At 62.4% G+C, this 13,909-nt stretch carries 15 protein-coding genes; 3 read left to right on the plus strand and 12 right to left on the minus strand.

Annotation, left to right across the window (positions count from 1 at the left end):
- Positions 1-30: 30 nt before the first annotated feature.
- Complete coding sequence (locus tag AC3ANQ_RS21000; protein ID WP_488302820.1) at positions 31-1,896, plus strand: glycoside hydrolase family 13 protein; 1,866 nt, start codon at positions 31-33, stop codon at positions 1,894-1,896.
- A 122-nt stretch (positions 1,897-2,018) separates the two neighbouring features.
- Here the strand turns inward: AC3ANQ_RS21000 and AC3ANQ_RS21005 are convergent, their stop codons facing one another.
- From AC3ANQ_RS21005 to AC3ANQ_RS21060, 12 genes are all read right to left on the minus strand, one after another.
- Positions 2,019-2,291: a hypothetical protein gene (locus AC3ANQ_RS21005; RefSeq protein WP_488302821.1), complete on the minus strand. Its 273-nt coding sequence runs from the start codon at positions 2,289-2,291 to the stop codon at positions 2,019-2,021.
- 200 nt (positions 2,292-2,491) lie between these two features.
- Positions 2,492-3,103: a hypothetical protein gene (locus tag AC3ANQ_RS21010; RefSeq protein WP_488302822.1), complete on the minus strand. Its 612-nt coding sequence runs from the start codon at positions 3,101-3,103 to the stop codon at positions 2,492-2,494.
- Complete coding sequence (locus tag AC3ANQ_RS21015) at positions 3,100-3,795, minus strand: hypothetical protein (RefSeq protein ID WP_488302823.1); 696 nt, start codon at positions 3,793-3,795, stop codon at positions 3,100-3,102. Before AC3ANQ_RS21015 ends, AC3ANQ_RS21010 begins: the two co-directional genes overlap by 4 nt.
- A complete protein-coding gene (locus AC3ANQ_RS21020) occupies positions 3,792-4,175 on the minus strand; it encodes a hypothetical protein (protein ID WP_488302824.1) in 384 nt (127 codons plus the stop codon). The genes AC3ANQ_RS21015 and AC3ANQ_RS21020 overlap by 4 nt, the downstream gene beginning before the upstream one ends.
- Positions 4,172-4,363 (minus strand): DUF2273 domain-containing protein, encoded by a 192-nt coding sequence (locus AC3ANQ_RS21025; protein ID WP_028265653.1) that lies wholly within the window; start codon positions 4,361-4,363, stop codon positions 4,172-4,174. Before AC3ANQ_RS21025 ends, AC3ANQ_RS21020 begins: the two co-directional genes overlap by 4 nt.
- On the minus strand, positions 4,360-4,833 hold the full coding sequence (locus AC3ANQ_RS21030; RefSeq protein ID WP_488302825.1) for an Asp23/Gls24 family envelope stress response protein: 474 nt from the start codon (positions 4,831-4,833) through the stop codon (positions 4,360-4,362). Before AC3ANQ_RS21030 ends, AC3ANQ_RS21025 begins: the two co-directional genes overlap by 4 nt.
- 98 nt (positions 4,834-4,931) lie before the next feature.
- Positions 4,932-5,429, minus strand: coding sequence for a hypothetical protein (locus AC3ANQ_RS21035; RefSeq protein WP_488302826.1), 498 nt, complete (start codon positions 5,427-5,429; stop codon positions 4,932-4,934).
- Between the two features lie 1,080 nt (positions 5,430-6,509).
- Positions 6,510-6,632: an NgoMIV family type II restriction endonuclease gene (locus AC3ANQ_RS21040; protein ID WP_488302827.1), complete on the minus strand. Its 123-nt coding sequence runs from the start codon at positions 6,630-6,632 to the stop codon at positions 6,510-6,512.
- A 116-nt stretch (positions 6,633-6,748) separates the two neighbouring features.
- Positions 6,749-7,720 (minus strand): hypothetical protein, encoded by a 972-nt coding sequence (locus AC3ANQ_RS21045; protein ID WP_488302828.1) that lies wholly within the window; start codon positions 7,718-7,720, stop codon positions 6,749-6,751.
- Positions 7,721-7,731: 11 nt separating this feature from the next.
- Entirely contained in the window at positions 7,732-9,048 is a 1,317-nt protein-coding gene (locus tag AC3ANQ_RS21050) for a DNA cytosine methyltransferase (RefSeq protein ID WP_488302829.1), read from the minus strand.
- Between the two features lie 82 nt (positions 9,049-9,130).
- A complete protein-coding gene (locus AC3ANQ_RS21055; RefSeq protein ID WP_488302830.1) occupies positions 9,131-9,328 on the minus strand; it encodes a hypothetical protein in 198 nt (65 codons plus the stop codon).
- Entirely contained in the window at positions 9,325-10,242 is a 918-nt protein-coding gene (locus AC3ANQ_RS21060; protein WP_488302831.1) for a NaeI family type II restriction endonuclease, read from the minus strand. Before AC3ANQ_RS21060 ends, AC3ANQ_RS21055 begins: the two co-directional genes overlap by 4 nt.
- A gap of 864 nt (positions 10,243-11,106) precedes the next feature.
- Between AC3ANQ_RS21060 and AC3ANQ_RS21065 the strand changes: the two genes are divergently transcribed.
- Together AC3ANQ_RS21065 and AC3ANQ_RS21070 are read left to right on the plus strand one after the other, a co-directional pair.
- Positions 11,107-12,972, plus strand: coding sequence for a hypothetical protein (locus AC3ANQ_RS21065; protein WP_488302832.1), 1,866 nt, complete (start codon positions 11,107-11,109; stop codon positions 12,970-12,972).
- Positions 12,969-13,895 carry a hypothetical protein gene (locus tag AC3ANQ_RS21070; RefSeq protein ID WP_488302833.1) on the plus strand — a complete coding sequence of 309 codons (927 nt, stop codon included), beginning with the start codon at positions 12,969-12,971 and terminating at the stop codon, positions 13,893-13,895. Before AC3ANQ_RS21065 ends, AC3ANQ_RS21070 begins: the two co-directional genes overlap by 4 nt.
- Positions 13,896-13,909: the final 14 nt, after the last annotated feature.

Consider the following 13,909-nt stretch of genomic DNA (forward strand, 5'->3'; position numbering starts at 1 on the left):
TTACACAAAAATGTTATCGAGAGGAATCCAGTGCCGCACTCCCCGATCCCAACCCCCGGCTCCAGCATTTCCGCGTGGTGGGCAAGCGCCGTCGTATACCAGATCTATCCCCGTTCATTCGCCGATGCCAACGGGGACGGAATGGGCGATCTCGCCGGAATCTCGGCGAAATTGCCGTATCTGCAAGAGCTGGGCGTGGATGCCGTGTGGCTCTCCCCGTTCTACAAATCTCCGCAAGCTGACGCTGGATACGACGTCGCGGACTACCGTGCTGTGGACCCCCTCTTCGGCACGTTGGGCGACTTTGACGCCATGCTGGAGAAGGCCCATGGCCTGGGGATCAAGGTAATCGTCGATCTCGTGCCCAACCACACGTCGGACGAGCACGCCTGGTTCCGCGAAGCCCTCGCCGCCGCCCCCGGCTCCCCCGAACGCGAGCGCTACATGTTCCACCCAGGCAAGGACTCCAAGCCGGGCTCCGGGGATGGGGCCTTGGCCCCGAACAATTGGAAGTCCATCTTCGGCGGCCCCGCCTGGACGCGCCTGACGAACGACGACGGCACTCCCGGCCAGTGGTACCTGCACCTTTTCGACACGAAGCAGCCAGACCTCAACTGGGAGAACCCGGAAGTCCACGAAGAGATGCGCTCGGTGCTGCGCTTCTGGCTGGACCGCGGAGTTGACGGCTTCCGGGTGGATGTTGCCCACGGGCTGGTCAAGGAAGCCGGCCTGCCGGACTGGGAGGGCTCTGCTGCCATGGTCGAAGGCGGCCTATCCGCACCGGGCGCCCACAGTGAGGCCGTCGAACCCCATACGGCCCACCCTCACGTCGGTGGAAAAGCGGCCGCCGGGCAAGGCGCCGGAGTGGCTATGACCGCCGTGGAACACAAGGTCAAGCCGCCGCTGGACCCGCCGTCGCCCTTCTTCGACCAGGACGGCGTCCATGAGATCTACCGGGAATGGCACCAAGTCCTCTCAGAGTACGACGGCGACCGCATGCTGGTTGCCGAGGCTTGGGTCGAACCGCCCGAACGGCTGGCCCGGTACATCCGCAAGGATGAAATGCAGCAGGCCTTCAACTTCGATTTCCTGCTGGCCGGCTGGGACGCGGAGCGTATGGCGGAGGCAATCGAATCTTCGCTGGACGCCGCGGGATCGGTGGAGGCGCCTTCCACCTGGGTCCTGAGCAACCACGACACCGTCCGCCACCCCAGCCGCTTCGGGCTGGCAGACCCTACGACGTTTCCCAAGGGAATCGCGGCGGAAGACGAACAGCCCGACGCCGCCCTTGGACTGGCGCGGGCACGCGCCGCTTGCATGGTGTCCTTCGCCCTGCCCGGCTCCGCCTATCTGTATCAGGGTGAGGAACTCGGCCTGCCGGAGCACACGTCCTTGCCGGCCAAAGCGCGCCAAGACCCCTCGTTCTTCCGCACCAAAGGCGTGGAACGCGGCCGCGACGGGTGCCGAGTGCCTTTGCCGTGGAAAGCCGGCGAGTCCGGCTTCGGATTCTCGGAAGCGTCCACCGCAGGCGACGCGCTTGCGGCCGTGATCGGCAAGGCGCCCGCGGCGCCGTGGCTGCCCCAGCCTGAATCGTTCGGCGAGCTTGCAGCGGACCTCCAGGCCGGCGTCGACGGTTCCACCCTGGAGCTGTACCGCTCGGTCCTGTCATTCCGCAAGGCCCATCGCCTGGGTTCGGGCACGTTCACGTGGGCGGAGGAGCACGATCCCGAAAACGGAATCCTGGCCTTCCACAATCGGGACGTGTTGGTGGTGGTCAACATGGGAGCCGCAGCCCTCGCTGTGCCGGCGGGATTCGGGGTTGGCCTCTCCAGCGACGGCGGCTCAGGCTGGGCTTCGATTGTCCCGAATAGCGGGGCGTACCTCCTGGCGCGGTAAGGGTTGCCCTTCCTGACCTTCTTTGGCGCGAAAACGGGTCCGACACGCAGACTTTGCTGCGTGTCGGCCCCGTTCTGTGAGCAAAAAGGGTCAGGAAGGCGCCGCTATCGCGGGCTCAGAGCCTACTTGCCACCCTTGAAGAAGCCAGCGATCTTGGAGCCGAAGCCCTTGACGTTCCCGGCCACGTCTCCGGCGATCTCCTTGGCGTTCCCGGCAACATCCCCCGCGAGTTCCTTGGCGTTCTCAGCCGCGTCACCCGAAAAGAATTCCTTCATGTTCTCCGCTGCGTCGCCAGCAACATGCTTGGCGTTCTCGACGACTTCGCCAGTAACATGCTTGGCCTGTTCCGCCGCAGCTTCAGCGGTCTTCTTGATGTCATTGACTTCTTCGCTCATGGTTTTCTCCTTGTTCCTGGCCCACATGTTGTGGTCCATCGGCTTGACTCGGACACAGGGTCCGGTGCCGGCCGGGCAAGCCCAACCAAAGGGAAGAGTTCCCCCTCTACCGTTCAAGCTATGGCCCCGTGCAAACCTCCGCAACACGAAGCCCGGGCGGGAACATTGCGGCGCGGTTAACAATGGCTGCGCATCAGGGTCTAACGGACGCGCTCGGCCTTGCTGAACCTGGCCCTCGCGCCGGCCCCAATATGAATCAACACGGGGGTCCTGCGTCCCACCACCTCATCCAGGGCCTCCACAAGCCGGGAGACGTCCGCGGCGAGGTTATGCGGGGATACGCCCTGACGGGGCTGGACGCGGATCCTGAGGCCGGGACGACCCTTGACCTCATAGGTTGCCACCGTAACGCCCGCAAGATCCGGTCGATCGGCGAGCGCCGCCTTCAGCGCTTGCTCAGCCAAATTCCCGCCGATGCGGACATCACCGGGGGTCCGGCGGTCATCGTAGTCCGACACGATGAGGTTGGCGCGGCCTTTGCCCTGCTGCGATACCCACGCCACCATCAGCACGATCAGCACGATCAGCACCACGAGGGCAGCAACCCAGAGCCAACTTTCCTCGCGGCCTGGAATCCGGGTCTGTTCCGAGAGGTATTTGGCGTGTTCCCAGACTCCCGCGGACCAACTGCGCCACCACCTGCCCACCGCCGGAACGGTCGCGAGCAGTACCAAAAGAATGCCGATGGCCAACAGCTTCAGGCCAAGGATGCCAATCAAGATGCGGTTAAGGACGTGCGGGGTTCCGTTCATGCGCCGATCACCCCGGATGTAGCGACGTTGACGCGGACGGCCAGCATGGGCCAAGGCGCCATTTTCTGAAGTTCATTTTCGACGGCGGCAAGGATCCGTTCCTCGTGCACGGGCACCCCGGAGGTGGGCCGGACGTTCACTACCGCTTGCCGCTGCGAAACAACCACCATGACTTGCTCCTGGGTGACATTCGCTGCTGTCCGGGCGGCCCTGGCGAGTGCGGAAGCAATAACCTCGTCGTCCACAACCACTCCGGCCCGGGGATCCTGAAGCAAGTGCCGGGACTTCCGGCCGGGCAGGACAGCGTTCAAGAAGAAGATCAATCCCACCATGGCTACGACGCCGCCAAGGGAGCCGAGCAGCAGGGGCGAAATACCTTCGGGCAGGGCGATGAGGCGTTCAGCCGCCGTTTGCGGGTCAATGAGCCACGGTGGTTCGCCAATGGCGCGCAAGGCGGATTCGAGGAGGGCATAGACACAGGCAGCGATAACCAAAACCGCGGCGAGCCCGGCCATTCCCGCACGGGAGGACCGTGTCTCGCGCTTGAGGATGCGCCGGAGTCCTGCATCGATCGGATCGCCGCCCTCCGGAGTCTCTGGCGCCGGGTCGCCGGGGTGCTGGCCGTCGCTCGTCTGGGGGTCTCCCGCGTGCGCGTGGCTACTGTGCGGGTGCGGGGTCTGCAGGTGGCTCATTGGACACGAGCTCCTTCACTGATGCGTGCGCCACTGATCCGAATATCCACCCGGCTCAAGGTGGAGCCGCTAAGTTCGGTGACGCGTTCAAGAATGGCCGTCTTGGCAGCCACAGCGCGGTCCCAAACCGATCCACCGAATCCCTCTATCCGCCTCGGATCCCTGAGGACCTCCGTCAGCGAGGGCACACGGATCGGAGCGGCCACCGAGAGCGCCAGAAGGCCGTCGTCGTCTGACCATTCGGCTCGAACATCCTGTGGCGAGACACCCAGCGCCTCCGCAGCGGCCGCCTGTGCCAAAGTGGTGAGGGCCTGGGTGCTGATCCGGTTGTGGCCGGCCATCGTGATGGCGGGCTGCACCGCCTCAGCCATGGAGCTCATGACGATGAGCGCCGGCCGGTGAGGGCGTCCAGCACGCTGCGCAGGTCAAGTTTTCCGTCCGCGGCGCGGCCCAGAAGTGCGCCGATGCCCATGAAGAGAAGGGCAATGACAAAACCCCAAAGCCCGAATTGGAAAGCCATGAACGCCACGAAGGCGCCGATCCCGATCCCGACAACAGTCATGTTCACTGGAGTGGCTCCCTTTCCGATAATGCGCTTTTTGTTCCAGCTTTGACAGGTGGGGCAACGTAGACATCGTTGATCTCGACGTTGACCTCAATGACTTCCAGTCCCACCAACGATTCGACCGCCGCGTAAACGGCCGCGCGAACCTGGTTGGCGACATCATGCAATGGGTACCCATAAATGGCCACCAGGTTGATGTCCACGGCCACCTGGGTTTCGCCGACCTCGGCGCGGACGCCCGCAGCATGGTCCTGGCTGCCGACGGCGTCGCGGATGGCTCCAAGCGCGCGTGAAGGGGCCGAGCCCAAGGAGTAGACACCCGGAACCGCCCTCGCGGCAATGCCAGCAACCTTGGCGACAGCGGAATCCGAGATCACTGTACGGCCACTTGCTGCCACCGTTTGCCGATCCTCGGAAACCGGAGCCCCAATGGCTTCCGGTTCAGGCGCGGTGAAGCTTTCCTGCTGTTCCATGTAGCCCTCCCCTTCTGTTGAGTACCACCCTAGCGCTTGCCTGTGACAAGGCGGAGACAAAGGGGAATACAAAGAGGAGGGCGGCAAGTTCAGGCCCACTACTTGCAGTTCTTGTTGACCCAGTCCTCGATCGGCTTGGAGAGCGCTTCGAACTCCCCGGTGCCGTACTTGCTGTAGTCGCTGCCCGCTGAATCGATGAAGGCCTTGAGCTTTTCAAAGTGCGGCTTCAGTTCATCCGGAACTTTGCCCTGCATCTTGGCCAGCTCATCCTGGGCTTTCTTGATGTCGTCGGGGTTGCCGCCCGCCAAGCTCGCCAACGGGAGGAGGGAAATGCTGAGCCACGTGGCACTGACGGAAACGCAGGCCTCGTTCATCGAGCCGAAGGCGCCGTACAAGCCACCGGAGCTGCTGGGGTCGGCACTCGGTTCGCCTTGGCTGGGCGCCGGAGCGGCCGACGACTGTTGCTTGCTCTGAGCCGATTGGGTGCCTTGGGCCGATTGGGTGCCTTGGGCTGTTGGCATTTGGAATGCACAGCCGCTCAAGGCCAAGGTTGAGGCCACCAAAGTGGCAAGCAGCAGCCGCGGCGTGTTTTTCATTTTTTCTCCCCATTTTTCGCGCGTATCGACGTGCCAACGGGGAAAGAATATGCCCGGGAGAGTTGGATGAATAGAGCCGGGGCGTCTCAGGGCCGCGCTTCGGGGATGGCGCGCCGAAGTCAGCGTCAGCGCTGCCGCCGTCGGAGGTCGGTTCCGGGCGGCCAGACGACACCGACGTCATTGCTGGCGCGAACAGAGCTCCGCCTTACCGGACGTGACGCAGAACTTGACCTGCGGATTCAAACTCTGTGAAGCCGCGCCGCCAGACACTCCGGTTTTACACACGTTTTGTCCTATAACCCCCGCACTGCGCACCATTGCATTCAATTGGTTAAAGAAGAAAAGCGCCGGTTCCGAAGAACTAGCGCTTCCCAGTGGTGGCTCCGACCGGCGTCGATCCGGTGACCTTTCGAGTAAGAGTACGGCTCTTTCGGGGGTTTCTGCGGGCTGCCAGCGTCTTCGATCGCCGCAGGTCAGAGCTGTTTTCTGCTGTCATCACCTTTCGTCGCTTGTCAGCGAATCTGCGGGATAGATGCGGGGTTCGTCGGCAGTCTACGGAGCGCGAGAGTATGCTCAGGACTCGGCGCTCTGGCTGAAGATCACCGCAGCGATGATCCTCACCGGCTTGGTCACCGGGGCCGGTTCGGGTTGTGGCAACCGCAGGGCTTGACGAAGCAGCCATGGAATTAGGGAAGAACCTGCGCGGGGCGGCTCAGTGATCTCTGAGTTCGGTAGCTGTGGCTACTCAGGGCGGATGCAGATTAATCACTGTGTTCCGACTTGCAGGACTTAGGGTCCTGCTAAACCACGCGGCAATAGGTCAACTTCAACAGCCAGCATCCATTCACCGTCTCCAAAGCGGATCTCAAATAATTGCATTCCCTTCAGATCAGTGCCTCTTGGGTGAGCCTCAAAGTAGGGCCATCCATCTCGGGTTTGTGCCACAGCGTCCCGCGTCTCGACGGAATGAAACCAACCCAGCGGTTGCTGCTGCGCGCCCATGGACCACGTCCTTCGACTCTGTTTCTAGGAGAGATGCTATCGGTCAACTTCACGTGCTGGCTCAGTGTTGAGCGGCTCTCAGACAGCGAGATCAAGAGGCAAGTCAGCTATATCCTTCAGGCACTTGCCTTCAATCATCATGGATAGCGGTCCCACGGCATCTCCATGTCCGACTCCCGGGCTATCACCGGTGCTATCCATCAGGACCCCACGTCAGCGGCATCGGCGACGCTGATGTCATCCAATCGGGGCCAGTGAGGCCGCCTCAACTTCTAGCTGAGGTCGTGCCGCGCCCGGACTCAACGGACCAGCCAACATCAGATACCGATCTCGTCCTCATCTTCCTCAAGTACGCCATCCTCCTGCTCAGGGTCGATCACCTGATCGGGTTTCTTCATCAGCGCCCTGATGTCAGCGAACATGTCCGTAAGGTCGAACAGCCGGTCATTCATGCGCACCCATCGGCTGTATGCCTTCGCATTGGCATGGTCACCGGTGAGAGTGGAGGCCGGGATGCCAGTGCCCGGCGGAATGTCCGCGAATGGCGCATACAGGTCCAGCAGCATCCGTTTGTTTACGTGATATACCCGGTCCACGAGGGGATCGGTACTCAGATGCCACAGGATGTTCGGCTGGAACTCATTGACCCCGAACGCAATCTGCAGGTCGGGGCGGCGCCGTCTGTAGAAGTACGACTCATGCAGGTACGTGCCGACCCTCTCCTTGCGGAGCGTCCACTTGGTGGATATCAAGAGCCTGAAGTCGCGAGGCCCAAAGAGTACGAGATCGGGGCGAGAGTGGTATCCCTCCGGAGCTAGCTCGAAGCCCTGTAGAGTGCGCAGACTCGGCGTGCGAGACGGGGTGACGCCGCAAAGCTTTCCAATCAGCACCTGGAGCGTCGTTTCGAAGGCCGCGCCGGTGACGTTCGGGTCTCGCTTCTTCCGCGGAGGCTCGAATCCCTGATTCGCTCTCTCTTTGATGTAAGCCTTGCCAATCTGGTCGATGACTGTAAGGGGGTCGCGGATCTCTCCTGGCACAAGGTGCGTCGCCAGATAGTCTGCCGCCCGCCCAGCGAGCCCACGGCCGACCTTCGTGATGAGCTTGTCGGACTCGATGATATGGAGGTACTCCGTCCCGCCGACATTCTCAGACCACAGCGTGATGGCGTAGACGTACGCCCAAGCATTGTCCACTGTCAGCTGGCCAAGCAGCGGCGGCAGGATGTTCTCAACGAGATTAGTGATCGTCGAGAAGTACCAGCCCGCAGGCAGTTTGAAGTTCTTCGCCATGGACTTGGCGATCAGCTGATCTTCGAGCGAAGACGCTCGGTTGCAAATGCTGCATGGCGCACATGCTCCTTCTGCCCCCGAAATGCCCGCCATTGACCCAATCGGAATGTAACGGCTGTGCCGCGACGACGCTCCTCGACCTCGAAGTCCCGACGGATGAATTCAATCCTGCGCTCGATCTCGCTCTCCGTGAAAGCGCCTCCAAGCGTCCTGCGCAGTCCCGCGAGTGAGATGAACCCGGTCTGGTCGCGAAGCGCCCGGTACACCTCATCGCGGTATTGACTGCCCGCGCCGTGGCTCCCAAGTGGCTGACCCTCCTTTCGGAGCGCGGAGGCAATCGCGCGCCCGATCGCGCGCGCCACCGGCGGCGGAAATGCATTGCCGATCTGGCGGTATGTAGATGTCTTCCGGCCCTTGCCGTCGGCGAAGTCCCACTCGTAGCCGGGTCCAGACCAGCCTTGGATGCGCGCAACCATCTCGTTCGTCAGCTTTGGTATAAAGCCGACGGGCACATCAGGGCCGGGCGCAGCGTCCGCGATGCCCAGTCCGTCGACGCCTAGGGAACGCCATTCGCGCTTCGCACGCGTCGGGCCCAGATCGGGTCCGCCGTGCTTCTTGGAGCCACCGACGACGGTCGGGGCCACGCGGTGCGCGTTTCGCGCCCAGGCCTCGGCACCGGGCCATCCGTTGGCTGCCATCAAGTCATACACGGCAGAGCCGACCGTCTGAACGGCGGGCGTCGGCTCCGGCCACGAGAAGTACGGCGCGAACTCATCGCGCAGGGCCACAAGTATGAATCGCGGGCGAAGCTGAGGTACACCGAAGTCCTTGGCCTCTAGCAGCCGCCAGTCGGCGCGGTACCCGAGCTCGGCGAAGCGATCAAGCACTGCCTGACGGTAGCCCGCGAAGCGCGGCATCGACAGGCCACGCACGTTCTCGAGCAGGACGGCGTCGGGCCGCATGCGGCCAGCGGCCTCAACAGCCCACGCAAAGAGATCGCGTTCGTCCGACGACCCCAGCTGCTTGCCGGCGATGGAGAACGGCGGGCAAGGAACGCCACCTGCGAGCAGCGAAACGCCTCGGTGATCTTCGGGCTTCCAAACCGACTCGTCCGCTACGTCGCCGATGGCGATGAGCGGCTGAGGGTGGCCATCCGCGGACGCAACCCGGGACAGATTGCGCTCGAGTGTAGCGGCCGCGTCGCGGTCAATCTCGACGGCCAATGTATGCCGAAACCCCGCGAGGTGCAGCCCGAGACTCTGGCCGCCAGCTCCGGCGCAGATCTCCACCGCGGTTAACTCAGAAACACTCGTTTTCGCTTCGTTCACCCCTACATTCTGACAGTAGCCACTGACGATTTTGGGACGCACGGCTATGTCACGTCCAGTCAGTACCGAGTGACAGCCTGACTCAGGACCTCTTCGCGGCCAGGGCCTGCTGACCTGTACCCTTGCCGACTGCGATCGCCCGGGCGGGAGCCGTGTGTACCCCGGCGGCTACGATCAGACTGCCGAGCGCTGTCAGGACCGCCAGATCCGGGCAAGGGGGCGCCGCGCCGCTCGCGACGAGTTGCGCGGGTACCCGGCGTGGCCAGATCAGTTCGTTCACCTTGGCAGTACCGGAGCGGGTAGGTCGATTTGCTCGTCCGGGGTTGCGAGGCGCCACCATTCGCCGTCGATCCCGACACCTTCCTCGGGGGCCGCTGGGGTGACACGTACACTGACCAGTTCCCCAGGCTCGGGAACAACTGCGCCGAATGCAGCCGCTAAGTCGCGCTGGATGAAGTAATCGCCCCCCAGAATCAGATAGCCCTCCGGGCGAAGGGCACTGCGAGAACCGCCGTTGTAACGCACTCGCTTCATGTAGTCGTCTTGCTGGGCGACTGTGGCGATGATGTTGCGAGACAGACGTCTATTTGTAGCCCACCGGAATAGCTCGTTCACCCGAGCCTGCCCACTGCGCCCGGCCATGATCTCGGACACTGCCGATGGCGGGAGCTGGAGTAAGGCGTTCGGCTGCATTTGCGCGTCCTTGAACACCCACGTGATTTGCGAGCGGCCCAACGCGTTCAGGCCAGTTTTCTTGTCGCGGTTTTCGCTGGTGCGCCGATTCTCCTCAGCTGCCCGCACGACCCCCGCGCTCCATACGGATTTCCGGTCATCGGCCTGCGTGACCAGAATGATTTGGTCGAAACTCTCGATCGGGAGCATCCATGCCCCGGTATGGGAGTACTTGCAGTCAACCTCAAACCCAGCGATTGTGAAGTCCAACACGGAACCATCTGAGATGTTGAATTCGCGCTGCAAATTTATCTCGATAAGCGTTCCGAAGTGCGTCTTTTCGGTCTTGAATAGCTGCTCTACGCTGTAGCGGCCAGTGTGCTGACCGTCATAAAGCTGGTCGAAGGTGGACCGAAAAACCTTCGCCATCCTCGATCCGTCTGGGTCGAGTCGACGAAGCTCAGCCGCCACCGCGACAACAGCAGGATCAGCAACTGCAGACGGCAGGTTGATTAGGCTCATTCGCTCCACAATACGCGGTGCTACGCCAACAGAGTCTTCGTCCCCGATCCTTCAATCCTCTGCTGCAGAGTGGGGAAACGGAACGCGTACGTCGATCCGGTCGTGTTGATCGAATTTGATTACGGGGCTGAGGCGTGGGCAGTTCCCGACCATCCGATCAGGCTCAGCTCGACCCCCGCCGAGGTCTCGACACTCCTTGGTCCACAGGCCGTCAAACAGAGGTCGCTGAGGCAAACATTAGATCCGCGAAGGCCAGCCCCGAGGCAGTAGCCGAACCGAGCCGTCGGCTGCAGCACGACGTGACCAGACTAGAAGGGAGTCGGCCGGACGGCCACGTTGTTGCGGGCGATCTTCGTTCTAATTCCGGTACGCCGTCCTTAGTGGTCCCCTCCGCGTCGTGGGTGGGCCCGATTCTGCTATGCCTATTCCAACGTAACCAGTATTCTTCAAACAACTGTCGTCTTCAGCAAGAGATCATATTTTCCCTCTCGGACGGATGACACCCCTAGCTGGCTGCATTTCCCCTCTGGGGGCCGTCCGCAAATGTAATGTGAATCGGGATCGGACTGTCAAGAATTGGGGGACTGGACCATGCGGCCGGGGGTCACAAGTGACGAATCGCCTGTTCTTGGTGTTTCTGGCTCTAATTTAGAGAGCGAAACCGCCCCTCCCGTCGCCTCCACAGCTGACACATACGAGGAGTGGCAGCAACTGCTCGCAGACGTGTTCCTACACCCGCATGAAGGCCCGACTGTATTTTTCCTAGATGACAGAGAACTTGCACGCCTGAACCGCGCCGAGGACGCCGCACGCAACCTCGCCGACGCCGTCCGGCACCACCTCCGCCTGGCAGATGGTCGATCCATGTTTAACCCGCTGCTCAAGGCCTACCAGCGCTGGCAACGCGGGCCGAAGGTCGAGGCGCCGCCCGTGCTTCCGGTGATTGCCATCTCCGTCCTGGCAGCTACGAAGATGCGATCAGACAATGTGGCGAGGTCGACGAACTACTATCTTCGCCTCGCTCAGACAATGCTTCCGGACGGCAGGGACGCCGAAATTGAAGCGCTGAGGAAAGACCTCGAAGAACGCGGGGCATTCCTCAAAGTCGTTGAGATGTGGGTTGGCCTACATCGCTGGATCGAGGATCAGCACGGCGCCGTCGGCACCTCAACGATCCCAGACGTTCCCTACCCATCGCGAATTGGCTATCCCCTCTCGCAGGCCCTTGTCCGTCAGAGCGATCGCGCATCGTTGACGCGCCTCTTCCAGGCACTCGATCTCTCTCCAGGCGATTCGCCCAGTCCGGAGACCCTCCTGTCTGCGCTCGATATCTGGGCAGAAGACTCGCGGAACCGGCTTAGTGAAGCATTTATGGGTGCGCTGACGGATTCCCAGACACGTTCGTTGCTAGGGTCGGTCGTCGCGGCCCACGCTCGAGCTTGGGATGGCAGGGTATTGACAGGCGAGGGAAAGCAGAGGATCGCGGTCAAACTCGGGATTGATCTAGACGAGTGGCAGGCTCGTTGGCTGTTCCCTGTGCCAAAGGGGCGGCCGCAGACGCTTGTCCTCTCGGGGCAGGGGGAACCGCAGGGAGTTAGCCTCAACGCGGTCGAGGGCCATGAGTACTACGTTGGACATAACGCTCCAGCAGTGACCCTTGTACGAATTCTCTCCGGTTTCCAGCTTCGGTCCGAGGAATTCGCCGCGGTGTTCCCGCCCTCGGCGGTCGTTTTCTTCTCTCCCGACCCCCAGTCGGGTGCTTGGTCCTCGGTTCCCGGTATGGTGCCCTTTGAGGAGCATGTCGTCGCGGTCACCTCTACCCACGCCACTGATTTCCGGCGCCTGCTGGAAGAAGCTGCTGCGGAGGGCTGGCGCCAGGTCCAGCAGCGGAGATCTTTCCTCCTCGAAGGATACGAACTTTTCGAGAGGGTGCGGATCTTTGATGGGCAGGCGTTCAGGGATGTGCTTTCCCGCCTACCGGGCCTCCGCGCCATAGGAGCGATCGCGGAGGTAGTTCCGCGTGCCAAGCTCGTGTACGGCTTGCCTCTCGCTTCGTCGATCTCGGCCTCCCACTACCTCTCCGGCGGTGCGCCTGACCTGCTCCTGCCATTCGGCAGTGAACTTCGCATCGCTACCGTCACTCTCGACGGGAGGAAGGACAGAGTCGCTGCCAACGGCTTTCCTCTGCCAATTCGTCGCTTCATCGACGGAACAGGCCGTCATGTTGTGCAAGCCGACGGGCAGGAGCTCGTGTTCACAACGGTGCGCGAGGGCCCTGACCCTGCCCCGCCGGCCGGTACCGCGGGTCTCGGCTGGACCAGCAGCCTGGAGATGTGCGAAATGAATAGGGCGGTCGCCGTCATTGGTGCACTTGTCCCGGGGATCGTCGACGTGGCCACGGTACTCGGGCGCCGCGGGAGGGATGAGTCCTTGCTCCTTCACGAAGACGGGCGCGCAGAGATTGTGGCAGAACCTTCACCGCCCCGGTTCCTCTCCAGCATTGACATCCAGTTCTACTCGCAAGTTTTTGAGATAAATGCACCCTCAAGCGCTCGATGGCTCGCCCAGCGCCGTGGCCTTCTCTGGCGCCTGACAGAGATCGGGCCCGCAAGCCCGAAACAATACGAAGTCGAGATCGACCTTCTGGACACTTGGAAGCGGGCATGCACTGACGCGAACGGGGCGCAGCTCTGGAAGATGCGGCTGCAGATAGCAGGGGCCGGGGCATGATTGGCGACCTTCTCCTGACCTGGATGAGCGAGACCGGCAGCGGCACGATCGCCGACCTCAGCACACGTGCCCTGTGGCTCGCTCGGACCGAAGACCTCGCTGTGTCTGACAACGTCGGCGGGAAGTGGCTGCGAGACGTCGCAACTCTGGGGCACTGCGAAGTGGACTGGAAGCACGGTAGATGGTCCGTTGCTCCGCCGGTGATCACCAGACTTCCGCTTGCCGACGGCATTGCTGTACTTATCGGCGCCCGTAGGCCCAGGCTGGTCCGTGCCATCGAGAGTGCGGGACTCTATGTCGAGCGAGCACGGCGACCGGGTCATCATGGAACACTCCCGGCACCGGCCACCATCCTGATCCCTTATGAGCAGACCCGGGAACTCGAAGACGCCGCTGGCGACATCGGAGTGGACTATGCAGGCTGTGCGGCGGTGGGCATCGCTGGGATGCTCCAGCCACCCCCTCCATTAGTCCCGAGCGCACCGCCCGCCTACGATTCTCTGTTTGAGCGGCTCGCCAGCTTCAGTCCCCAGCGCTGGACAACAACGTCTCCCAGGGACCTCGCATTGCCCGATGGCCTCTATCGCGAGCAGGTCCACGGCCGGTGGCGGTACACCCTACGCCGTGAAGGCTACTGGTACGCCGTCGAGCTGTCGCCTGGCATCTTCGCCGAGCTCGCCAGACGAGGCGAGACAGTCATTCACTGGGAGCCAGACAACAAGGATTGCAGCAGAACCGGCACCGTCGTCATCGATAGAGCTGTCCCTCTTCCGCCGCTTCATTCACGGGTGCTCGTCCTCTGCAGCGGCTTCACACCGAGATCCGACAGAGCGGCCAACACCGCACTCTACGACAACGTCCCCCGCGAGATAGCCGCGCATGTCACGTGCTCGCTGGGACAGACCCTTCAGATCAGCAGCTGAACAGGAAGACACGG

Source organism: Arthrobacter sp. DMZ02-1R, assembly GCF_057747935.1.

Coding starts and splice junctions, on each gene's coding strand:
- AC3ANQ_RS21030 (WP_488302825.1), bottom strand. CDS start 4,833: ATGGAACAGCAGGAAAGCTTCACCGCGCCTGAACCGGAAGCCATTGGG.
- AC3ANQ_RS21040 (WP_488302827.1), bottom strand. CDS start 6,632: ATGGATAGCACCGGTGATAGCCCGGGAGTCGGACATGGAGATGCCGTG.
- AC3ANQ_RS21045 (WP_488302828.1), bottom strand. CDS start 7,720: ATGGCGAAGAACTTCAAACTGCCTGCGGGCTGGTACTTCTCGACGATC.
- AC3ANQ_RS21070 (WP_488302833.1), top strand. CDS start 12,969: ATGATTGGCGACCTTCTCCTGACCTGGATGAGCGAGACCGGCAGCGGC.
- AC3ANQ_RS21020 (WP_488302824.1), bottom strand. CDS start 4,175: ATGAGCTCCATGGCTGAGGCGGTGCAGCCCGCCATCACGATGGCCGGC.
- AC3ANQ_RS21060 (WP_488302831.1), bottom strand. CDS start 10,242: ATGAGCCTAATCAACCTGCCGTCTGCAGTTGCTGATCCTGCTGTTGTC.
- AC3ANQ_RS21010 (WP_488302822.1), bottom strand. CDS start 3,103: ATGAACGGAACCCCGCACGTCCTTAACCGCATCTTGATTGGCATCCTT.
- AC3ANQ_RS21035 (WP_488302826.1), bottom strand. CDS start 5,429: ATGAAAAACACGCCGCGGCTGCTGCTTGCCACTTTGGTGGCCTCAACC.
- AC3ANQ_RS21065 (WP_488302832.1), top strand. CDS start 11,107: ATGTTTAACCCGCTGCTCAAGGCCTACCAGCGCTGGCAACGCGGGCCG.
- AC3ANQ_RS21005 (WP_488302821.1), bottom strand. CDS start 2,291: ATGAGCGAAGAAGTCAATGACATCAAGAAGACCGCTGAAGCTGCGGCG.
- AC3ANQ_RS21015 (WP_488302823.1), bottom strand. CDS start 3,795: ATGAGCCACCTGCAGACCCCGCACCCGCACAGTAGCCACGCGCACGCG.